Origin of the sequence: Curtobacterium sp. PhB172 (genome assembly GCF_003752545.1) — a bacterium.
Classification (GTDB): domain Bacteria; phylum Actinomycetota; class Actinomycetes; order Actinomycetales; family Microbacteriaceae; genus Curtobacterium.
Map to the genome: position 1 here is coordinate 250,456 of NZ_RKIF01000009.1, position 13,493 is coordinate 263,948.

The 13,493-nt window shown below is 71.8% G+C and carries 15 protein-coding genes and 1 tRNA gene; 5 read left to right on the forward strand and 11 right to left on the reverse strand.

Annotated features, from left to right (window positions below):
• Window positions 1-81: 81 nt before the first annotated feature.
• From EDF42_RS13490 to EDF42_RS13510, 5 genes are all read right to left on the reverse strand, one after another.
• Entirely contained in the window at window positions 82-1,668 is a 1,587-nt protein-coding gene (locus tag EDF42_RS13490; RefSeq protein ID WP_123672663.1) for an alpha/beta fold hydrolase, read from the reverse strand.
• Window positions 1,665-2,633 carry an amino acid--[acyl-carrier-protein] ligase gene (locus tag EDF42_RS13495; protein WP_123672665.1) on the reverse strand — a complete coding sequence of 323 codons (969 nt, stop codon included), beginning with the start codon at window positions 2,631-2,633 and terminating at the stop codon, window positions 1,665-1,667. Before EDF42_RS13495 ends, EDF42_RS13490 begins: the two co-directional genes overlap by 4 nt.
• On the reverse strand, window positions 2,630-3,805 hold the full coding sequence (locus EDF42_RS13500) for an acyl-CoA dehydrogenase family protein (RefSeq protein WP_221180488.1): 1,176 nt from the start codon (window positions 3,803-3,805) through the stop codon (window positions 2,630-2,632). The genes EDF42_RS13495 and EDF42_RS13500 overlap by 4 nt, the downstream gene beginning before the upstream one ends.
• Window positions 3,802-4,110 carry an acyl carrier protein gene (locus EDF42_RS13505; RefSeq protein ID WP_123340428.1) on the reverse strand — a complete coding sequence of 103 codons (309 nt, stop codon included), beginning with the start codon at window positions 4,108-4,110 and terminating at the stop codon, window positions 3,802-3,804. The genes EDF42_RS13500 and EDF42_RS13505 overlap by 4 nt, the downstream gene beginning before the upstream one ends.
• Window positions 4,111-4,331: 221 nt before the next feature.
• Window positions 4,332-4,709 (reverse strand): holo-ACP synthase, encoded by a 378-nt coding sequence (locus EDF42_RS13510; protein ID WP_123340429.1) that lies wholly within the window; start codon window positions 4,707-4,709, stop codon window positions 4,332-4,334.
• 103 nt (window positions 4,710-4,812) lie between these two features.
• Between EDF42_RS13510 and EDF42_RS13515 the strand changes: the two genes are divergently transcribed.
• Entirely contained in the window at window positions 4,813-5,850 is a 1,038-nt protein-coding gene (locus tag EDF42_RS13515; RefSeq protein WP_123672667.1) for a hypothetical protein, read from the forward strand.
• Window positions 5,847-7,430 (forward strand): phenylacetate--CoA ligase family protein, encoded by a 1,584-nt coding sequence (locus tag EDF42_RS13520; protein ID WP_260235504.1) that lies wholly within the window; start codon window positions 5,847-5,849, stop codon window positions 7,428-7,430. Before EDF42_RS13515 ends, EDF42_RS13520 begins: the two co-directional genes overlap by 4 nt.
• Before the next feature lie 21 nt (window positions 7,431-7,451).
• On the opposite strand, the gene EDF42_RS13525 is transcribed toward EDF42_RS13520, so the two are convergent.
• The 5 genes from EDF42_RS13525 to EDF42_RS13545 all read right to left on the reverse strand — a co-directional run bounded on the left by EDF42_RS13525 (window position 7,452) and on the right by EDF42_RS13545 (window position 11,215).
• Window positions 7,452-8,003, reverse strand: coding sequence for a hypothetical protein (locus EDF42_RS13525; protein ID WP_123672669.1), 552 nt, complete (start codon window positions 8,001-8,003; stop codon window positions 7,452-7,454).
• Complete coding sequence (locus EDF42_RS13530; protein ID WP_123672670.1) at window positions 8,000-8,980, reverse strand: aldo/keto reductase; 981 nt, start codon at window positions 8,978-8,980, stop codon at window positions 8,000-8,002. Before EDF42_RS13530 ends, EDF42_RS13525 begins: the two co-directional genes overlap by 4 nt.
• 83 nt (window positions 8,981-9,063) lie before the next feature.
• On the reverse strand, window positions 9,064-9,591 hold the full coding sequence (locus EDF42_RS13535) for a hypothetical protein (protein WP_123340433.1): 528 nt from the start codon (window positions 9,589-9,591) through the stop codon (window positions 9,064-9,066).
• A gap of 122 nt (window positions 9,592-9,713) precedes the next feature.
• Window positions 9,714-10,571 (reverse strand): hypothetical protein, encoded by an 858-nt coding sequence (locus tag EDF42_RS13540; protein ID WP_123340434.1) that lies wholly within the window; start codon window positions 10,569-10,571, stop codon window positions 9,714-9,716.
• Window positions 10,571-11,215, reverse strand: coding sequence for a SatD family protein (locus EDF42_RS13545; protein ID WP_123340435.1), 645 nt, complete (start codon window positions 11,213-11,215; stop codon window positions 10,571-10,573). Before EDF42_RS13545 ends, EDF42_RS13540 begins: the two co-directional genes overlap by 1 nt.
• Before the next feature lie 111 nt (window positions 11,216-11,326).
• Here EDF42_RS13545 and EDF42_RS13550 point away from each other — a divergent pair.
• From EDF42_RS13550 to EDF42_RS13560, 3 genes are all read left to right on the forward strand, one after another.
• Window positions 11,327-11,399 (forward strand) — tRNA-Val (locus EDF42_RS13550).
• Between the two features lie 26 nt (window positions 11,400-11,425).
• Window positions 11,426-11,623 carry a hypothetical protein gene (locus tag EDF42_RS13555; RefSeq protein WP_148067790.1) on the forward strand — a complete coding sequence of 66 codons (198 nt, stop codon included), beginning with the start codon at window positions 11,426-11,428 and terminating at the stop codon, window positions 11,621-11,623.
• Window positions 11,624-11,627: 4 nt separating this feature from the next.
• Entirely contained in the window at window positions 11,628-12,179 is a 552-nt protein-coding gene (locus tag EDF42_RS13560) for a hypothetical protein (RefSeq protein ID WP_123672674.1), read from the forward strand.
• Window positions 12,180-12,288: 109 nt separating this feature from the next.
• Here the strand turns inward: EDF42_RS13560 and EDF42_RS13565 are convergent, their stop codons facing one another.
• Window positions 12,289-13,455 (reverse strand): N(5)-(carboxyethyl)ornithine synthase, encoded by a 1,167-nt coding sequence (locus tag EDF42_RS13565; RefSeq protein ID WP_123672676.1) that lies wholly within the window; start codon window positions 13,453-13,455, stop codon window positions 12,289-12,291.
• Between the last annotated feature and the right edge of the window lie 38 nt (window positions 13,456-13,493).

Sequence of the window (13,493 nt, forward strand, 5' to 3'; positions counted from 1 at the left end):
GCAACAGTTGCGGTCGCGCGGCTACGACACCCTCGATGTCGTACGACGTCGAGGGTGTCGTTCGGAGTCGGGACGCGCGGGTCAGGCGGGGACGGGGAACGTCGCCGCGACGCGGGAACGCACCTCGGCGCGCACGGCGCGACGCATCACGGGGGAGAACAGCGAGTGGTCGCCGTCCTCGACCCGCACGATCGACACCGAACCGCGCCGACCGACACCGCCGTAGCGGCGCAGGGCCTTCTGCCCGCCGAGCCGGTCGAACAGGGCGGCGTCGTCCGGGGCGGCGATCACGACGACGTCGGTGCCGTGCTCCACGAGCGGTCGGACGTGCTCGACGACGCCACCGACCCGGTCCCGCCGGGCGATCCACGCACGCAGGCCCTTCGGCACGACGGCGTTGTACCGCCGACGGACCCACAGCCGACGTGCCGAGGGGGCGTCGACGGCGCGGACGGCGTCCTCGTAGCTGCCCGGTGCCGCCGGCTGTCGGCGGTAGTCGTTCGGGCTGATCTCGACGACCAGACGCGGAGCTTCGTCCGCCGACCGACCGGCGAGCCACGCGCCGGCGCACATGCCGACGAGCACCAGGCGGTCCGAGGGGGTACCGAGGTCGGCGACGACGGCGGACTGGTCCTCCACCCACTCCTGGGCGAAGAGGAAGCTGCGTTCGTCCTCGCGCACGCTGGTGCTCTCGCCGGTGGCACGGCGGTCGACCCGGACGACGCGGGCGCCGTCACGGGCGAGCGCGCGGGCGAGGTCGACCTGGTAGTCGGTGGCGCCGACCCGGTGTTCGGCGGCGCCGTTGTGCAGGACGACGAGCGGGGCGTCGTGGTGCTGGGCTGACGACACGGTCTCGACGGCGAACAACGCGTCGGGGCCGAGGTGGACGATGCGCTCCGACACGCGGCCGTCGACGTCCAGGACCTCGTCGAGCACGGGCGACACCACCGGCGCCGCAGCGGTCGGTGCCCAGGCGTCGAGCCAGGCGACGGCTCGGTCGACCGCGGCTCCGGGGATCCGGGCGTGGATGCTGGTGCCGTCGAGCAACTCGGCGCTGCCGGGCACCTCGACGGTCTCGACGGGTCCGAGGGCCCTCGGCGCGCGGGTCTCGGGCCGCACCAGCGCCACGGTCGGACCGGTGCGCGGCGCGAAGGCGAGGGCGGAGAGCGCCGTCGCCTCGTCGGGTTCGACCTCGATGCCGATCAGGCTCTCGACGCCGTCGACGATCCGCTCGCTGCCGATCGTGATCGTCGCGAGGGCACGTTGCCGACGGAGCCAGCCCCGACCGGACGCCGGGGCGTCCCAGACGAGCAGGGCGTCGGTGTCCTCCGCGGCGGCCGCGGCGACGAGGGATGCGGAGGCGAGTCCGACGAACGCCACGTGCTGCAATCCCGACGTGCGGAGCACGGCGGCCGCGTGGAGTGCGGACCGGACCTGCGCGTCGGGGTCGGTGTCGGGTGCGCCGTCACCACGTCCGGACGGGTCGTAGCGCACCGAGGCGATGCCACGGGCCTCCAGGCGGTCTGCGAGCAGGCGGAGCGTGCGGTACGCGATCACGCCTTCCTGACCCAGCGGCGGGCAGATGACGACGCCGGCCCGCGCCGCGGGCGGCAGCTGCACGGCGGCGCGGACGGCCGGCGAACCGGACCATCCGTGCAGCGTCGTCACAGCTCGAGTGCCGCGCGGACCGACGCCGGCCAGGCGTCGACGTCCGTGCCGTGTGCGGCGAACAGGGCGATGGTGATGCGCTCCAGGCCGAAGGCGATGCAGGCGCTGTGGGCGACCTCGCCGTCGGCGGTGCGGAGGCCGAACGAGGTGCCGAAGTGGTCCTCGTGCAGGTTCGCCGAGCTGATCGCCGTGGTCGGGTGGTCGTCGCCGTAGACGGGCGTGACGAACTCGAACTTGAGCGCCTGCTCGACCTGGTTGCGGGCGAGCATCTGCCCGACGCGGCCGAAGAACGGGTCGTTGGCGGGGACGACGTCGATCTCGAGCCCGAACGACTCGAGCAGCTCGCGCATCACCGGGATCCGGCCGTCGCGGTGCTGCTGGGCCGACGCCGGCGTGCCGATGTGCACGAACTCGTGCATGTGGAAGGCCTGCAGGCGCATCGGGTCGAGCGACGGCTCGCGGCGGAAGGAGTCGCCGACGATGTCGAAGAAGCGGCCCTCCTGCGGGATCGTGTCGCCGACCAGGCCGTACACCGGGTGGCAGACCGCGGGGGTGAGCATGAGGTCGGCGGGCTCGAGGAAGCGCTCCCAGCGCTCACCGCGCTCGCGGGCGGCGAGCAGTGCCCGGTGCGTGCGGTCGTCGCCGGTGAAGCCGGAGATCGACGCGGCGAGGTCCGGGAACGACGCGATGTAGTCGGTGCGCTCGAACGCGGCGAGCGGCTCGACCGGCGGGAACCGCAGCACCTCGGCGTCGAGGTCCTGCTGGCTGCGCACGGCTGCGGCGTCCACGGCCGTGTAGACGCGCTCGAACACGCCGGTGCGGCCGTACAGCCCGGGGGAGCCGAGGTCGATGAGCACACGGTCGGCGAGCAGGCGGGCACGGAGTGCGGCGCGGGCGGCGTCGAGGTCCGGAGCGGTGGGGCTCGTCGTGCTGGTCGTGCTGGTGCTGGGGTCCGTGAGGGTCACAGGATCACTCCCGTCATGAGGGCCAGGTCGGCGTCGTTCTTGAGGAGACGGTCGTTGCTCACCATGACGGCGGCACCGTGGGCGTCTCGGAGGTGTCGGGCGATGCTCATCGGACCGGAGGCCGCGTAGCCCGCGATCCCGACGATCCGCATCGCCTTCGTGACGATGTCGGTGACGCGCTCGGACGCTCCGATCTTCAGGGCGTTCGCGGCGAGGGCGGAGGCGCTCGAGGCGAGCACCTCGGGGTCGTCGGCGGCGGCGTCGAACCGCTCGGCGGCGTGCCGGACGGAGTCGGCGAGGGCCTGCAGGTCGACCAGGAGTTCGGCGAGCCGGAGCGCTCCGGGCGGGGTCGTCCCGATCGCGGCGCGGGCCTGCTTGCGGACGGCCGTCCGGGCGCGCTCGCTCGCCGAGGCGGCGATGCCGAGCCACACCGAGGCCCAGAGCACGTGCGAGACCGGCAGGACCGTCTGCGCCGAGATCGCGGCGTAGTCGTCGCGGAACACCCGGTCGACGGTGGTCTCGGTGTCGAGGATCCAGCCGTTGCTGCAGGTCCCGCGCAGCCCCATGGTGTCCCAGGTGGAGGTCTGCGACAGCAGCATCGAGTCGGTCCGGCAGATGAGCAGCCGCTGGTCGGAGGCCGGGGCGTCCGGGTCGCGGCGGGCGGTGACGAACACCGCGTCGGCCTCGGTGGCGTACGAGATCACCGGCGCGTCCTTGCGCAGGCGGATCCGGCCGTCGTCGGTGGCCTCGATCGAGCACGTGGAACGGCGGGCGTCGCCACCGACACCGCGCTCGGTGGTGGCCGAGGCGACGAGTGCGCCGTCGCGGACCGCTGCGATGGTCTCGAGCACGCCGGCACCGTCGCCGCCGTGCCGCCAGAGCGCCATCACCTGGCCCTGGTGCATCGCGAAGACCATCCCGGTGGCGGCACAGGCACGCCCGAGCTCGGTGGCGATGGCGGAGAGCTCGGACACCGAGGCGCCCTCGCCACCGTGCTCGGCGGGGACGGCAGCGGCGAGCAGACCGTACTCGCGCATCGCCGCGATCGCCTCGCGCGGCGGACGGGCGTCGCGGTCGACCTCGTCCGCGAACTGCGCGGCGACCGCGGCGACGGCGGCGGCACGCTCGGCGAACCGGTCGACGACCGCGGTCGCCGACATGGTCAGGGTCACGAGGCGAGTTCCGCAGCGGCCACGATCGACTCGACGGTGGCGAAGGTGGAACGGTTCAGGACCGAGTCGGGGAACTCGACGTCGAGCTCGGACTCGACGGCGAGCATGACGTTCACCGTGGCGTGCGACGACAGCCCGAGCGCGTACAGGTCGGCGATCGAGGCGACGTCCTGCGCGTCCACGGTCAGGCGCCCGTGGTCGGCGAGGGCCCGGCGGACGGCCTGCTCGATCGCCGGGTCGGCGAGCGTCGCGGTCGTGGTCGCCGTCGGTGCGGTCGTGCTGGAGTGCTGTGGTTCCTGGTCCATGACGGCAACGATAAGGAAGACCGGGCCTCGGGAAACCGCCGTGCGGGTGCGCGAAACCGCACGGCGTCCGACGCCCCTGTGCGGTGGTACAGGGTGGCGCGGAGGTGGGGCGGGGTGGGGTGCGGTGGGGCGACTCGGAACGACGAAGTCGACGTCGTACGACATCGAGATCGTCGTTCCGAGTCGGCGGTGCCGGCGGCGGAGCTGCCGGCGGCGCCCCGTCAGCGGTCGGACAGCGCGACCGCCGTCGCGACTGCGAGCCCCCGCTCGTGCGCGAGCGACACCGCGATCGGGCCGCACCCGACCGATTCGGCCAGCGCGGCGGCGGCCCCGGTCAGCTCCACCGTCGGGGCCCCGTGGTCGTCGAGGACGATCGCCACGTCGCGCAGCGGGATCGCCTGGTCCGGAGCGGGGCGGAGGAGCTTCACGACCGCTTCCTTGCCCGCGAACCGTGCGGCCAGACGCTCCGGGTCGTCGCCCGCGTCGGTGCGCTCACGCACGGTGAAGAGCCGGTCCAGGTACCGCTCACCGTGGGCGGAGATGCCCGCCACGACGTCCTCGACCGCAGCGAGGTCGGTGCCGGTCCGGATCGTGCCCATGGCAGCAGGCTACGCAGGTCGCGGTGGCCGCGCATGCCGGCAGCGGCATGGGCGTCGGAGGGGGTTCGTATGATCGGTGCCAGAGACCACCGAGGGGGAACCGATGGCATCACCGTGGACCGGCATCATCGAGGACGCGCGACACTACCCGTCGCCGCACAACTCGCAACCGATCGTCGTGCGCGTCGAGGACGACCGCACCGCGACCGTGTTCTACGACCTGCGACGGGGGCTGCCGGCAGAGTCCTTCGGCATCCCGTTCGGGCACGTCTGCGCGGGGGTGTTCCTGGCCGGGCTCGAGGTCGTCGCCCGGGCGCACGGCTTCTCCGTGCAGGAGCGGCTCGACCACGCCGAGATGGACTTCGGCCGGCTGGACGCCGCGGCCGACGACCGTCTGCACCGCTTGGGCAGCGTGCGCCTGCGTCCGCGGGCGGTCACGGCGGACGACCGGGAGGCCCTGGCCCGCTTCCTCGCGCGGCGCACCTCACGCAGGCCCTACGACGCCACCCTGGTGGACGACTCAGCGATCGAGGCCGCGTCCGCCATCGCGTCGGCAGCCGGGCAGCGCTTCCGCACCACGTCCGACCGGGCAACCGTCGACGAGATCGTGCGCGTCAACCAGGAGACGCTGTTCGACGACCTGCAGCACGACGCCGTGCACGACGAGATCCTGCACTGGCTGCGGTTCTCGAAGCGGCAGGCCGCGACCACCGGTGACGGTTTGTCGGCCGAGACGATGCTCATGCCCGGACCGGTGCTCCGGTTCGCGATGGAGCACCGCGGGCTGTGGGAAGCCCCCGGCGTCGGCGGGGTCTTCAAGCGCGTGTACCTGTCGACGATGCGCGGGGTCCGGCAGCTCGGCTGGCTCGAAGGGCCGTTCCGGACGCCGGCCGAGTACGTCGAGGCCGGCCGCGTGTTCATGCGGATCTGGCTCGATTTCAGCGCGCGGGGGATCGCCCTGCACCCGTTCGGCACCGTGATCACGAACCCGCGCTCGCACGCCGCCTTCGTCGAACAGGCCGGCGTCGACGAGTCCGACGGCCGGATGGCGTGGATGCTGTTCCGCTTCGGGCACAGCGCGCCACCGCCCCTGGCACACCGCAGACCAGCGGCCGCCATGACGCTCGGGGGTGCACGGTGAAGCGCGCCGCGGTCTTCACGGTCGTGTGGGTCGTCGAGACCTTCGTGGCGCTCTTCATGCCGCGCGTCGGCACCCACAAGCTCCTGCTCACGCCGGGCATCGAGCCGCTCCGCTGGACCCTCGGACGCTGGCGTGCCTGGCGGACCGTGGAGCAGGCTGCGAAGCGGGTGCCTGCGTACGGGGCCTTCCTGGCGGAGGCGGGGCGGGCCTCCCGTCCGTTCCGTCTCGACACGCGTGCCGGGATCGCCGCGGCGATCTCGGGGCTGCCCGAGATGGACAAGGAGTCGTACGTCAAGCGGTGGAGCATCCCCGAGCGCTGCGTCGACGGACGGCTGCCACGGCGCGGGGTCGTCGTCGACGAGTCGAGCGGGTCGAGCGGCACGCCGACCAGCTGGGTGCGCGGTCCCGACGAACGGCAGGCGACACGGCAACTGCTGCAGCTCGGGTTCTCGCGCACCGCGAAGGACCTGCCGAAGCAACCGTTCGTGCTCAACGCGTTCTCGCTCGGGGCCTGGGCCACCGGCATGAACGTGACAGCGTCGCTCACCGAGTCGTCGATGATCAAGTCGATCGGGCCGGACCGCGACAAGATCGTGCAGACGATGCGCGAGTTCGGCACCGACTTCACGTACATCATCTGCAGCTACCCGCCGTTCCTGAAGGCGCTGTTCGAGGACGACCGGCTCGACTGGAGTGAGTACACGATCGTCGCGGCGTTCGGTGGCGAGGGCATCAGCGAGAACATGCGCGCCCACATCGAGCAGTACGCGCAGGCCGTCCTCGGGTCGTACGGGGCGAGCGACCTGGAGATCAATCTCGGCATCGAGACGCCGTTCAGCGTGCAGCTACGTCGGGCGATCGCGGCGTCGCCCGAGCTGTCCGCCGCGCTGACGAAGCAGGCCGAGTACGGCGTGCTGCCGATGGTGTTCCAGTTCAACCCGTTCGGGTACCTGATCGAGACGAACGAACTCGGCGAACTCGTCGTCACGATCACCCGATCCGAGAACATCAGCCCGCGGATCCGGTACAACATCCACGACCGCGGGCACGTCGTGCGGATGCGTCCACTGCGGCAGACGCTCCGCGCACACGGCTTCGACGAACTCGCCGACGCCGCCGAGCTCGACCTGCCGCTGCTCTTCCACTACGGCAGGTCCGACCTGTCCGTCGACTACAACGGCGCGGTCGTCGCGCCCGACGTCGTGCGCGACGTGGTCTACGGCGACCCGGAGCTGCTCGAGGCCGTCGAGAACCACCGGCTGATCAGCTACGAGGACGACCGGGGCGACCGCCAGCTGCACATCGCGTTCCAGCTCGCTGCGGGCGCCGGGTCCTTCGACTCGGACGCGGCGCGCCCCGCGGTCATCGCCGAACTGCGGCGGCTGAACAAGGACTTCTCGAACGCGATCCGCACTGCGCCGCCCGGCACGCTGCCGACGGTGGCGTTCTACCCGTACCGGACGGGGCCGTTCCGCGAGGACGGCAAGAAGCTCAAGAACGAGTACGTGTGGCAGTTGCCGGCCGGCTCCGTCGAGCAGTGGGGGCTCGACCTGGCGTGGGTCGCGCCGAAGGAGGCCTGAGCGGGGGCGGTCCGGTGCTCGCTAGCCGTACTGCGGCGGCCAGTCGAACGGTGCGGGCAGGCGCGGGACCTCGCCGATCGTCGTGACGATCAGGACGACCTCGCGCCGGTTCGTCAGCTCGATGGAGCGTGGGTTGCCGATCGTCCGGCGCCCGTCCACCCACACCGTGAGCTCGCCGCGCAGGCCGCCGACGTGTTCCGGACCGAGCGAGACGCCCCACTCGTCGAAGAACTGGCCGAGCGTGAACGTCTGCTCGGTGGGGGACTCGACGTGCACGATTCCCGAGGTGTCGTGCGTGTGGATCTCGGCGGCGAACTTCCCCCGGTCCGAGTGTCCGATGTTCGCGGGGACCGTCACCGGGGTGTCACCGTCGAGGATCGTCAGGTGGGTGTGGACGTGCTCGGCGAGCCGCTCGCCCCACACGTTCCGCAGGCTCGCCGCGTCGGCTCGGGCGGACAGGTCGGTCGGCCGCGGCCAGGGTGGGGCGTCGCGCGACGTCCCCGCCCCCGGCGCGGCACAGCCCGTCAGCAGCAGAAGTGCGGCCACCGCGACCGCGACGACGCGCGTCCTCACCAGCGGTCGTGGACCGTGGCGCGGAACCACGTGTCGTAGAGGTCGCGCACCGTGGCGTCCAGGCCGTCGATCTCCGGCAGGTCGCCGGCCGCCGCGTTCGACCGAGCCTGCTCCGGGTTGCGGGCACCGGGGATCGCCGCGGTCACGCCGTCCTGCGCGATGACCCAGGCGAGCGCCGCCTGCGGCACCGAGACGGCGTCCGGCAGCGACGCGGCGAAGGTCTGCGCCGCGCGCACGCCGTCGTCGTAGTCCACACCGCTGAACGTCTCGCCCTGGTCGAAGGCCTCGCCGTGGCGGTTGTAGTTGCGGTGGTCGCCCTCGGCGAACGACGTCTCCGTCGTGTACTTGCCGGACAGCAACCCCGACGCCAACGGGACGCGCGCGAGGATGCCGACCCCTGCCTCCCGGGCTGCCGGCAGCACGCGGTCGAGCGGCTTGAGCCGGAACGCGTTGAGGATGATCTGGACGCTCGCGACGCCGGGCCGGGCGATCGCGGCGAGTGCATGGTCGGCCGTCTCGACGCTGACGCCGTAGGCGGCGACCGAGCCGTCCGCGACCAGCGCGTCGAGGGCGTCGTACACGGCGTCGTCGCCGATGACCTCGGACGGCGGGCAGTGCAGCTGCACCAGGTCGAGCGTGTCCTGCCGCAGGTTCGTGCGGGAGCGGTCGACCCACTCGCGGAAGTTCGCTGCGACGTAGTTCGACGGGACCTGCTCGGCACGCCGACCCATCTTCGTCGTGACCGTCACCGGCACGTCGGGGTTCGACGCGCGCCACGAGCCGATGAGTTGCTCGCTGCGACCGTCGCCGTACACGTCGGCGGTGTCGAAGAAAGTGACGCCGGACTCGACCGAGGCGTCCATCACGGCGTTCGCGTCCGCTTCGCTCACCGGGCCCCAGTCACCGCCGAACTGCCACGTCCCGAGACCGATGGGGGAGACTTCGCGGCCGGTGCGACCGAGGGTGCGACTCTGCATGCCGCCGAGCGTAGTCAGTGGGTTGCGGCGGTCGCTCAGCCGATGGTTCCGGCGGTCGCTCAGCCGATGGTTCCGGCGGTCGCTCAGCCGATCGTGGAGACGCCGCGGCGGAGCAGCGCACGGGCCGCTCGAGCGCGGGGGATGACCCACACGGCTGCCCACAGGACCATGCCGGCCCAGAGCAGGATCAACATCGTCGTGATGAGGGCGTCGTGCTGGTCACGCATCGACCACGTCATCGCGATCCACAGCGTGCCGAGGACGACCTTGCCCCAGCCGGCTCCCTCGCGGTCGGCCTGCGCCTGGACGAGTGGGATCCACAGCTCGGCGGGTACTCCGACCGGGATCTGGCCCTCGGCGACCCAGTCGCGGACGAGGACCGAGTTCTCGTACCCGCCCTCGGCGCGCCAGGACCGGAGCTGCAGGTACACGGCGATCGCGGCACCTGCCGCCGCGGACGGGATGCCGACGGAGACCAGGACGGCGGTGGTCGCCTCGGTCCACGACGACAGCACGAGCATGACGAGGACGACCGCGAACGCGGCACCCGTCACCCCGGAGCCGAGGAGCCGCAGCCGCCCGGATTCGTCGAGGACACCGGCACCGTTCACGAGGGAGAGGGTACGCGCCGTTGCTGCCCGCCCGCCCGCCCGTCCTCCTTCGGTCGGTGCTGCCCCGAGGTTCCGAAATCTCGAGGGACGCGGCCGACAGGGTGCGAGCGGACAGGCCCGGGTCAGCTGTGCGCCAGGAGCCAGCACATGCCAGCGGCGGCGAAGGCCATCGCCCAGCTCACCAGGCTGCCGATCAGGAAGTACTCCGCCTGGTAGCCGGTCGTCTCGCGCCGGATCTCGGGGAACCGGACGATGCCCTTGGCCGCGATCAGTGCGGCGACCACCGGGAATGCCCCCGCCACCGCGAACCCGGCCAGCAGCAGCCGTTCGATCGGGCCGATCAGGCGACCGCCCTTGAGGCGCACCGTGCCGTCCCCGGACTGTTCGGCGTCGGCGTCGGAGCGTCGGCGTCGCCCGAACCGGCGGCGGAGGACATCGGCTTCGGCGCCCGTGGTGGCTCCGCGCTGCAGTCCCGGCGGGAGTGCCTGGGCGACGACCACGTTCGCGGAGTCGACGAGGAACAGCGCCGAGCCGACACCGCCCACGACGGCGGCGAGCGGAACGGCGTCGACGAACGCCAGGCCCGAGCCGTCGTGCCAGTCGACCACGAAGCCCGTGCCGTCGGGCAGCGGCCCCCAGAGCAGCAGCACGGCGACAGCGACGGCGAGCAGGACCGCGGGCCAGGACCCGGACCGCCGCAGCAGCCCCCGGGTCGCCGGCGCGTCACGGTCGTCGTCGGCGGTCGCGGCACCGGCTCGGACCGGCGCGGTCGTGGCGATCCACGCGGCCGCGAGCACCACCGTGACCAGGACGCTCCACACGGGGACACCGAGACCGAGCCACGCCACGGCGGACACCCCGGCCCACAGCACGACGACCGCGATGGTGGTCAGCGTGCGCTGCCGGTGCGCGTCGGCACCGGTGCGGGCCCGGACGACGTCGCCCAGACCGATGAGTGCGAGGAGGATCCCGGCGAGCATCAGCGTTCCTGTCCCACGAGGACCCGGAGGCCCTCGACGATCGCGGCCACGCCCGACTTCTGCACCGACTGGGACACCGCTGACGGGGTGACCCCCTCGGCTGCGGCGATCTGTGCCTGGGTCCGCCCCTGGACGAGGCCGAGCGCGATGCGTCTGGCCCGGGGCGTCAGGCGGGCCAGGACGTGGTCGCGGCTGAGGAAGTAGGCGTTCACGAGTCGCTCCTCGGTGCCGTGGCGATCGTCGGACGCGTGGAACCACGACCGGAGGAAGGACGTCCTGCCGTCTTCACGGCGGTGCGTCTCGTTGATGGCGTCGCGGGCGGACCACCAGGCCGGGCCGTCCTGGAGCGGACCGCTCGTGCCGGACCCCACCGTCCGCACCGTCCCGCGACCCATCCCGAGCCGGACCTGCACCGTCGGTGGCAGCGCGAGCATCGCGGCGGTGCTGGCGACGAGCGCGTCGGTGAGCGTGGCGTAGATCACCTGGAACTCGTCGCCGACGGTCGCGTGCACCGGGTCCACCGGGGTGACGTCGGTCGTCTCGCGGAACGCCTGCTCGACATCGCGCTGTGCGGCGGGGCGGTCGTCGAGCGTGCGTGAGTCGACGAGGTCGAGGATCACGGCGTAGACGGACTCGTCGGACATGGGTTAAGTGTACGGCTTACTATCGGCGAAATGAAGCCGAGCGCTGAACTGGCCAGCGGCCGGGCTGTCCAGCGCAACGATACGGGGGATCGACCTCTAGGATCGTGTCGCGGGCTCTTAGCTCAGTTGGTAGAGCACTTCGTTTACACCGAAGTGGTCGGCGGTTCGAGCCCGCCAGAGCCCACCGCACACGCGATCACGGGGGGTCCGATGAACAGCCGACGACACGAGCCGGTCCGACAGCACTCCGTCGACTACTTGCCGGGAACGAGTGGGAACCCGGTCGCGCCGTTCCAGCGCGACCACCAGCCCGGACAAGGTCCGATCCGTCACGACTGGGTGTACCTCGTCCCGATCGGCGCGGTCTTGGCCGGCGGCGTCATCGCGTTCTTCGTGTGGGGGAACTGACCTCGTGAACGGTCGACCCGGGTTCGTCCGACTGTTCGCTGGAGTGATCGGTGCGGTGATCGTGTCGGCCGTCGCCCTCACCGGCTGCTCGGACGGTGATGCCGCACCACGTGCATCGGCGAGTGCGCACCCGACCGGAGCGTCGACGACGCCGCGGCCGAACCCGACGACCGACGCAGCAGACTACTTCTCGATCCTGCGGCAGCCGGTCACCGCCGCGGACGCGCTGCCCGAGGAGGACCAGACGACGGCTGCTGCCGACATGGTCCCGGACAGTGCACGGTTCGCGGTCGAGCGCGACGGCACGAAGTACTGGATCGCTGCCGTCGCCGACGGCGGAGCGTGCCTGATCGCACGGAACGATGACCCCGACAGTGTCGACAACTACGCGGTGTGTGCCGGCGGGCAGGATCTCGAGCCGGCATCGGTCATCACGAGCATGATCGACGAGCAGGAACACCAGACCCTCCTGGTGTCCGACGGCTACACCAGTGGCGGACCGGACCCGTTCCAGGAGCTCGCCCCCAACGTCTGGGTGTCGGCGCCCGGCGACTGACCCACACCGCGATCACGATGCGACGCGGTGCGACGAGGTCGTTGTCGAACGACGTCAACCTCGTCGTTCCGCATCGGGTAAGCGCCGACCAGCGCCCCCAGCGCCCGCGTCAGCCGGCCACCGCGTGCGGGTACTCGTCCGAGCGCCCCTGGAACGCGAGGATCGCCGGGTTGCGAACGTGGCCGTCCTCGATCTCGACGGCGCGTCGGATCGTGTCCGAGTCGGCCCACGCAGTCGCGCCCGCCATCACCGGCCGGAGGAACGGCATCAGCGCGTCGCTGATCTCCCACGTCGTCGAGTTCCAGAGCAGCGACGGGCTGTGGTCGACGGCGTAGTAGTTCGTGCTCTCGCCGACGGTGGTCATCGGTTCGGCGAAGGTCGTCGCCTGCGCCCACTCGAACCCCATCCCCACGTCGATCGAGACGTCGACGATGAGGCTGCCCGGACGGAACACGCCCAGGTCCTCCGTGCGCAGGTACGTGAGCGGCGCGTTCGGGTCCTGGAGCGTGCAGTTCACGACGATGTCGTTCTCGGCCAGGTACGGCGCCAGCGGCACCGGACCGTCCTCGGTCTTGACCGTGTTGCCGCTGGGGTCGTGGTCGTCCTGGCTGATCTGCAGCATGTCGACGGAGGGGATCGGCGACCCCACGGCGGCGATGTCGCGGTTGGTCAGGACGCGGACGTCGTGGATCCCGTGGGCGTTCAGCGCGGTGACGGCACCGCGGGCGGTGGCCCCGAAGCCGATCACGACCGCGGTGAGGCGGCGGCCGTAGTCCCCGGTGGAACCACAGAGCTGCAGGGCGTGGATGACCGAGCAGTAGCCCGCGAGCTCGTTGTTCTTGTGGAACACGTGCAGGCTGAACCCGCCGTCCGACCGCCAGTGGTTCATCGACTCCCACGCGATGAGGGTCAGGCGCTTGTCGATCGCGACCTGGGTGAGGGCGGGGTCCTGCACACAGTGCGGCCAGCCCCACAGGACTTGTCCGTCCCGCAGGTCCTCGAGGTCGGACACCTGGGGCTTGGGCAGCAGGACGACGTCCGACGCGGCGATGAGCTCGTCTCGGTCCGCCATGGCGCCGACGAGGGGTTCGAGTTGGTCGTCCGTGATGCCGAAGCGGTGACCGTACCCGCGTTCCAGGATGATGTTCGCGCGCAGGTCGGGGTCGATGCGCTCAAAGTGGGCGGGATGGATCGGGAGGCGGCGTTCGTCGGGTTTCCGCGACTCGGCCAGCACCCCGAGGTGCAGCAGCGGCGATGCTGCCGGTGTTTGGGTCATGGTGCACTCTACGGCCGCTTGCCGCCGCCGAGCGGCCG